The organism is Methylobacterium sp., from assembly GCF_019750675.1.
In the GTDB taxonomy this organism is placed as follows: domain Bacteria; phylum Pseudomonadota; class Alphaproteobacteria; order Rhizobiales; family Beijerinckiaceae; genus Methylobacterium.
In genome coordinates this window covers 1-6541 of record NZ_JAIEOF010000132.1, presented here as the reverse complement: position 1 = coordinate 6541, position 6541 = coordinate 1, and the positions used below count along the sequence as shown (strand labels likewise).

Here is a 6541-nt window from a genome sequence, read left to right as displayed (position 1 = left end):
CGCTGAACCTGGCTGCCCGGGTTCGCCGCAGGGAACTGATAGCGGTAGCTCACCTGCGTGTCCGAGAAGAGGAAGAAGCCGGACGGCACCTCCGCGGGCACGATCGGCGCCTTCTCCTTCGTGAGGTCGGCGGCCGCGGCCGGCACCAGGGCGGCGAGGCCGAGGGCGACCGCCGCGAACGGGCGTGCGAAGATCCTGATCGTCATGACGTCCCCCGTGGGCTCGAACGCCCGTTGCGGGAGGTTTCAGCAACCGATGTGCCAGCATGCGGGAGCCTCGCACCGATCGCCGCAGCGATGCAGATCCGCAACACCGGCGCGGCAGCCGCTCGGCACCGGCGGTTCGACGCCGCGCCTCGGCCGAAGCCGGGGCGGAGACCGCCGGCGGCGGCGCACCGGTCTTCGCGGCGGGGGGAGCGTTTCCCGGTCACGCGGGCGGAATCGTTGGGCACGATGCCCGCATGCGCCACCGTTGCGGGAGCGCGCCACTCGGCCCTACGATGCCCGCACGCCGCCGACCGGGTCCGGCCCCGGCGCTCTCCAGCATCGAGATCCCCTTGCCCGCGTCCCAGACCCGTGCCGAGCGCCTGGCCGACGAGATCGCCGGCGAGATCCTCACCGGTGCCTTCCCGCCGGGGCTGCACCTCGACGAGCAGGTCCTCGCCCGGCGCTTCGGCGTCTCGCGGACGCCAGTGCGCGACGCCCTGCGCCTGTTGAGCGGAACCGGACTGATCGACCTGCGCCCCCGCGCCGGCGCGGTGGTGCGGACGATCACGCCGGACGAGCTCGACATGCTCTTCATCGCCATGGGCGAGGTCGAGGCGACCTGCGCCCGCCTCGCCACCCTGAGCATGAGCCCCACCGAGCGGGCCGCCCTGCAGAACCTGCACGAGTCCATGGGCCACCTCGCCGAGGCCGGCGACCGGGAGGGCTACGCCGAGGCGAACCTCGCCTTTCACGGCGCCCTCTACGCGGGGGCCCACAACAAGGTGATGGAGGAGATCGCGGTCTCGCTGCGGCGCCGGCTGATGCCCTACCGGCGGGCGCAGTTCCGCGCGCCGGGCCGCCTCCAGCGCTCGCACGCGGAGCACGGCGCCGTCGTCCGCTCCGTCCTGTCCCGCGACGCGGCCGCCGCCAACGCCGCCATGCTCATCCACATGAGCATCGTCGAGGACGCGTTCGACGCCGTGGACGCCGCACCGGCGGAGGACCGCGCGAGCGCGGCGGAGGCCGCGCCGGGGCGCCGCATGGCTACGGCGTGGCCGGAGCGTGCGCGCCGCTGATTGCGCGCAGGATCGCCGCAGGATGCACCGCAACGATGCAGGTTCGGGTATAATTTGGGCGTGCCTCGCGCTGCGCTTGCATACATCATCGGCTTGAGATTCGCGCCACGGGCACCGCTTCGGCCCGCCGCGCGGGGTCCCTCCTCCCGCCCGGTGTCCCGGCATGATCCTGTCCCTCGCGGCCGAGCCCGCCGACGTCCCGTTCGATCCGGCCGCCACCGCGTTGGTCATCATCGACATGCAGCGGGACTTCCTGGAGCCCGGTGGCTTCGGCGAGAGCCTGGGCAACGACGTCTCGCTGCTCCAGGCCGCCGTTGCCCCGATCCGCTCCGTCCTCGCGGCGGCCCGCGCGGCCGGCCTGCTCATCGTGCACACCCGCGAGGGTCACAAGCCCGACCTCTCCGACGCGCCCCCGGCCAAGCTCGAGCGTGGCGCGCCGACCGCCCGCATCGGCGCACCGGGGCCGATGGGCCGCATCCTGGTGCGGGGCGAGCCCGGCCACGGCATCGTGCCGGCGCTGGCGCCGGCCCGGGGCGAGGTGGTGATCGACAAGCCCGGCAAGGGGGCCTTCTACGCCACCGACCTCGGGGCGGTGCTGGCCGCGCGCGGCATCGCCACCCTGCTCGTCTGCGGGGTCACCACGGAGGTCTGCGTGCATACAACGATCCGCGAGGGCAACGACCGCGGCTACCGCTGCATCGCCCTCTCCGACGGCTGCGCCTCCTACTTTCCCGAATTTCACCGGGTCGGCCTCGCGATGATCGCGGCCCAGGGCGGCATCTTGGGCTGGGTCTCGTCCTGCGGCGCGGTCGTGGAGGCCCTGAGCGGCGCCGCGCGTCCGAGCCGTTAGGGCTGAGACCGGAACCGCGTTCGACCCCGGATTTCCAGGCTTGCGGGAGCGGCAGTCAAGCGAGAAGGAGCACGGGCATGGCGGCGGGCACACACGGGACGGGGCCGGCGGCGACCGGCATCGGCGGCGGCTCCCGGCCGGGGCTCTGGGTGCCGGGGGACTGGAACGCCTTCTTCGGCTTCGGCACCAACATCCTCGTCAACCTCCTGGTGCTCACCGGCCTCCTGCGCTTTATGCTCGGCATGCCGGACGCGATCACCTTCGGGCGCATCCTGCCGGCCATCGGGCTGATGCTCTGCTTGTCGACCGCGTATTACGGCTGGCTCGCCTACCGGCTGGCGAAGGCGACGGGGCGCGACGACGTCTGCGCGCTGCCCTCCGGCATCAGCGTGCCGCACATGTTCATCGTGGTCTTCGTGATCATGCTGCCGATCAAGCTCGCCACCGGCGATCCGGTCAAAGCCTGGGAGGCGGGCCTCGCCTGGGTCTTCATCCAGAGCTTCATCCTGATGATCGGCGGATTCGCCGCCCCGGTGATCCGAAGGATCACCCCGCGGGCGGCGCTGCTCGGCACCCTCGCCGGCGTCTCCGTCACCTTCATCGCCATGCGCCCGGCGCTGGAACTCATCACCACTCCGGTGATCGGCGTCGTGGCCTTCGCGATCATCCTGCTCGCCTGGTTCGGAGGCCTGCGCTATCCCGGCCGCCTGCCGGCGGGCCTGGTTGCGATCCTGTTCGGCATGGTAGTGGCCTGGGGCGCCAAGCTGTTCGGCCTGGACATGGGCGGCGTCAGCGGCCCCGGCCTCGTCGCGGCATTTCAGGGCATCGGCTTCTCGGTGCCGCTGCCGGCGGTCGGCCACGTCTTCTCAGGGTTCGACTTCATCGGGATCATCCTGGTGACCGCGATCCCGTTCGGCATCTACGACCTCGTGGAGGCGATGGACAACGTCGAGAGCGCGGAGGTGGCGGGGGATGCCTATCCCACCACCCGCGTGCTGACCGCCGATGGGATCGTCAGCCTGATCGGCTGCCTGATGGGCAACCCCTTCATCAACGCGGTCTACATCGGCCATCCCGGCTGGAAAGCGATGGGCGGGCGCATCGGCTATTCCTTCGCCACCGGCGCGGTGATCCTGGCTCTCTGCTGGCTCAACCTCGTCTCGCTCCTGTCCAGCCTCGTGCCCGTGGTCGCGATCGCCCCGATCCTGCTCTACATCGGCATGCTCATCGGCGCGCAGGCCTTCCAGGAGACGCCGCACTCGCACGCCCCGGCCATCGTGCTCGCCTTCGCGCCGCATCTGGCCGCCTGGGCCAAGACCCTGATCGACGGCGCACTGGAAGCGGCCGGCACCAGCGCGGCGGCGGTGGGCCTCGCCAAGCTCGGGCAGGCGGGCGTCCTCTACGAGGGCTTGGGCGTCCTCGGCGAGGGGGCGATCCTCGGCGGGCTGATCCTGGGCGCCATCGCGGTGTTCATCATCGAGCGCGACTTCGCCAAGGCCGCCGCCTTCGCCCTCGCGGGGGCGGCGCTCACCTTCTTCGGCTTCATGCACGGCCCCGCCGTCGGCATCGCGGTGACGCCCGGCCTGGCGCTTGCTTACGCGATGGTGGCGGCGCTGCTCTACGCCGCGGCGCGCTCCACGGCGGCGGCACCGGCCAGACCATCCTCGACTCACGCCGCCGTGGTGGCAGAATAGACGCCGTTCCGCATGGCCGGATTTCCCGCCACGCGAATGGACACCTTCGGGAGGACGCTCATGTCGGAGCCCAACGACTCGCCGCGCGGCGGCCTCGACGCCTACATCGACGCGGCGGCCGGCCTGCTCGCCATTCCCCTCGATCCGGCCTGGATCGGCGCGATCGGCAGCAACCTCGCGGTCCTGCGCGCGGCCGCCGCCCACGTGGCCGAATTTCCCCTCCCCGACGAGGCGGAAGCCGCTCCGGTCTACGAAGCATGAGCGGTCCGGACACGATGCCAGACTTTCGGCCCGACCCCGCCACGATGACCGCCGAAGCGCTGGCGGCGGCGTTCCGCGACGGAACCACGACCGCCTCCGCCAACGTCGCCGCGACCCTGGCGCGCATCGCGCGGGTCGACGGTGCGGTGAACGCCTTCACGGACGTGCTGGCGGAGCGCGCCGGTGCCCGCGCCGCGGCCCTGGACGCCGCCCGGGTCCGTGGCGAGCCTTGCGGCCCGCTGGCGGGCGTGCCGTTCGCGGTCAAGAACCTGTTCGACATCGCCGGCCTGCCGACCCGGGCCGGATCGAAGATCAACCGCGACCGGGCCCAGGCGGCCCGCGACGGCGCCCTGGTGCGCCGCATGGAGGCGGCCGGCGCGATCCTCGTCGGCGGCCTCAACATGGGCGAATACGCCTACGACTTCACCGGCGAGAACGTCCATGACGGGCCGACCCGTAACCCGCACGACCTCGGCCACATGTCCGGGGGCTCGTCGGGCGGGTCGGGGGGGGCGATCGGCGCGGGGCTGGTGCCGATCGCGCTCGGCTCCGACACCAACGGCTCGATCCGGGTGCCCTCGGCCTTCTGCGGCTGTTTCGGCCTCAAGCCCACCTACGGGCGCCTCACGCGGGCGGGAAGCTTCCCCTTCGTCGGCAGCCTCGACCATCTCGGGCCCATGGCCCGCAGCGTCACGGACCTCGCGCTCAGCTACGATGCGATGCAGGGACCGGACCCGGACGATCCGGTGGCCACGACGCGGGTCGCCGAGGCGGTCGTGCCCGGCCTCGCCGAGGGCCTCGGCGGCCTGCGCGTCGCGGTGGCGGGCGGCTACTTCGCGCGCGGCGGCGACGCCGAGGCATTCGTGGCGGTCGCTAAGGTGGCTCAGGCCCTCGGCGCCACGCGCAGCGTCGAGATTCCGGAAGCGGCCCGCGCCCGGGCGGCGGCCTACCTCATCACGGCGGCCGAGGGGGCCGCACTCCATCTCGACCGCCTGCGGACCCGCGTGCACGATTTCGACCCGGCCGTGCGCGACCGGCTGATCGCCGGGGCGATGATCCCGGCCCCGCTGGTCGAGCGGGCACAACGCTTCCGTCGCTGGTACCGCTCCGCCGTGCTCGACCTCTTCCGCGAGGTCGACGTGATCCTCGCGCCCGCCGCCCCCTGCCGCGCGCCCCGCTCGGGGCAGGCCACCTTCGTCCTCGACGGGGTGACGCTGCCGGTGCGGGCGAATGTCGGCGTCTTCACCCAGCCGATTTCCTTCATCGGCCTGCCCGTGGTGGCGGTGCCGGTGCGCCTCGACGATGGGCTGCCGCTGGGCGTTCAGGTCGTCGCCGCGCCCTGGCGCGAGGACCTCGCCCTGCGGGTGGCGTATCAGCTGGAGCGTGACGGCATCGTCCGGGCGCCCGTGGCGAACCTGTGAGCGAGACCGCGATGATCATCGACGATCCGGCCGTGAAGGCCGAGGTGGAGGCCGCCTTCGCGGCCTATGAAGCGGCCCTGGTAGGCAACGACGTACCGACGCTGGAAGCCCTGTTCCACGACGATGCCCGCACCATCCGCTACGGCGGGGGCGAGAACCTCTACGGAATGGACGCGATCCGCGCCTTTCGACGGGCCCGCTCGCCGGAGGGCTTGGCCCGCGACCTCAGGGATACGGTCATCACCACCTACGGCCGCGATACGGGGATCGCCATGACCCTGTTCACGCGATCGGGCGCACCGGGACGCATCGGACGCCAGAGCCAGACCTGGATCCGTTTTCCCGACGGCTGGAAGGTGGTCGCCGCTCATGTCAGCGTCATCGACGGGTGAGCCTCCCGCCCGGGCCCCGGCCCGGTTACGGGTCCGGCGTGTCCAGCGCCTTGGCGGCTACACGGCGCAAGCGGCCCCCGCGCTTCTCGTAGGCGAAGATCGACGCCAGGGCGCGGGTCTCCGACCCCTCCGGCGCGGGCTCGGCCGAGGACTTCGCCGGCATCTCCACAACCCCGGCGGCGGGGGCCGCCCGGGCGGTGGAGACCGCCCGCCGCAGCAGGGCGAGGCGCACCACTTCGCGATCCTGCACGATCCGCGCGGCGGCGTCGGCCTCCGTCCGGATCGACGCGATGGCGCCGTCGGCGAAGCGGAGTTCGAGGGCGGGCCCGGAGCGCCCCCCGCTCCCGATCACGTCGAGGCCGAATCCCACGACGGAGGCCGCGAGGCCGAGGGGACGGGGCAGGGGCCCGGTGGATGCCAGGGCGTCCCGGAGCCCGCGCGCGATGCCGAGGCGCCGGGGCGCCGTCTCCGGACCGTAAGTCACCGTGAGATCCGCCAAATCCTCGACGCCCCGCGCGGTGCCATCGGGCAGGTAGAACACGCCGACCTCGTAGGATCCCGGACCTTCACCACAGGTTCCACCAAGGAACAGAATCTCACTCATCTGTATTTCTCGTCCGATCATTCCTGCTCGCGCATGG

The 6541-nt window shown here is 72.4% G+C and carries 7 protein-coding genes and 1 pseudogene; 6 read left to right on the top strand and 2 right to left on the bottom strand.

Annotation, left to right across the window (positions count from 1 at the left end):
- Positions 1–206 (bottom strand): annotated as a pseudogene (locus tag K2X24_RS07050) (hypothetical protein); the annotation flags it as partial.
- A 350-nt stretch (positions 207–556) separates the two neighbouring features.
- Between K2X24_RS07050 and K2X24_RS07045 the strand changes: the two are divergent.
- The 6 genes from K2X24_RS07045 to hpxZ all read left to right on the top strand — a co-directional run bounded on the left by K2X24_RS07045 (position 557) and on the right by hpxZ (position 5900).
- Positions 557–1282, top strand: coding sequence for a GntR family transcriptional regulator (locus K2X24_RS07045; RefSeq protein WP_292496153.1), 726 nt, complete (start codon positions 557–559; stop codon positions 1280–1282).
- A gap of 163 nt (positions 1283–1445) precedes the next feature.
- On the top strand, positions 1446–2132 hold the full coding sequence (locus tag K2X24_RS07040; RefSeq protein WP_292496151.1) for an isochorismatase family cysteine hydrolase: 687 nt from the start codon (positions 1446–1448) through the stop codon (positions 2130–2132).
- Positions 2133–2209: 77 nt separating this feature from the next.
- Positions 2210–3826 (top strand): regulator, encoded by a 1617-nt coding sequence (locus tag K2X24_RS07035; protein WP_292496149.1) that lies wholly within the window; start codon positions 2210–2212, stop codon positions 3824–3826.
- A 60-nt stretch (positions 3827–3886) separates the two neighbouring features.
- On the top strand, positions 3887–4087 hold the full coding sequence (locus K2X24_RS07030; RefSeq protein WP_292496147.1) for a DUF4089 domain-containing protein: 201 nt from the start codon (positions 3887–3889) through the stop codon (positions 4085–4087).
- A 44-nt stretch (positions 4088–4131) separates the two neighbouring features.
- Positions 4132–5508, top strand: a complete 1377-nt coding sequence (locus tag K2X24_RS07025) for an AtzE family amidohydrolase (protein WP_292496144.1) — start codon at positions 4132–4134, stop codon at positions 5506–5508.
- Positions 5509–5519: 11 nt separating this feature from the next.
- Positions 5520–5900 carry an oxalurate catabolism protein HpxZ gene (gene hpxZ / locus K2X24_RS07020; protein WP_292496142.1) on the top strand — a complete coding sequence of 127 codons (381 nt, stop codon included), beginning with the start codon at positions 5520–5522 and terminating at the stop codon, positions 5898–5900.
- A gap of 25 nt (positions 5901–5925) precedes the next feature.
- Here hpxZ and K2X24_RS07015 read toward each other — a convergent pair whose 3' ends face one another.
- Positions 5926–6504, bottom strand: a complete 579-nt coding sequence (locus K2X24_RS07015; protein ID WP_292496140.1) for a hypothetical protein — start codon at positions 6502–6504, stop codon at positions 5926–5928.
- Between the last annotated feature and the right edge of the window lie 37 nt (positions 6505–6541).

Bases quoted from the DNA above. Each gene is read 5' to 3' on its own strand.
- K2X24_RS07040 (WP_292496151.1), top strand. From the start codon at position 1,446: ATGATCCTGTCCCTCGCGGCCGAGCCCGCCGACGTCCCGTTCGATCCG.
- K2X24_RS07035 (WP_292496149.1), top strand. From the start codon at position 2,210: ATGGCGGCGGGCACACACGGGACGGGGCCGGCGGCGACCGGCATCGGC.
- K2X24_RS07030 (WP_292496147.1), top strand. From the start codon at position 3,887: ATGTCGGAGCCCAACGACTCGCCGCGCGGCGGCCTCGACGCCTACATC.
- K2X24_RS07025 (WP_292496144.1), top strand. From the start codon at position 4,132: ATGACCGCCGAAGCGCTGGCGGCGGCGTTCCGCGACGGAACCACGACC.
- hpxZ (WP_292496142.1), top strand. From the start codon at position 5,520: ATGATCATCGACGATCCGGCCGTGAAGGCCGAGGTGGAGGCCGCCTTC.
- K2X24_RS07015 (WP_292496140.1), bottom strand. From the start codon at position 6,504: ATGAGTGAGATTCTGTTCCTTGGTGGAACCTGTGGTGAAGGTCCGGGA.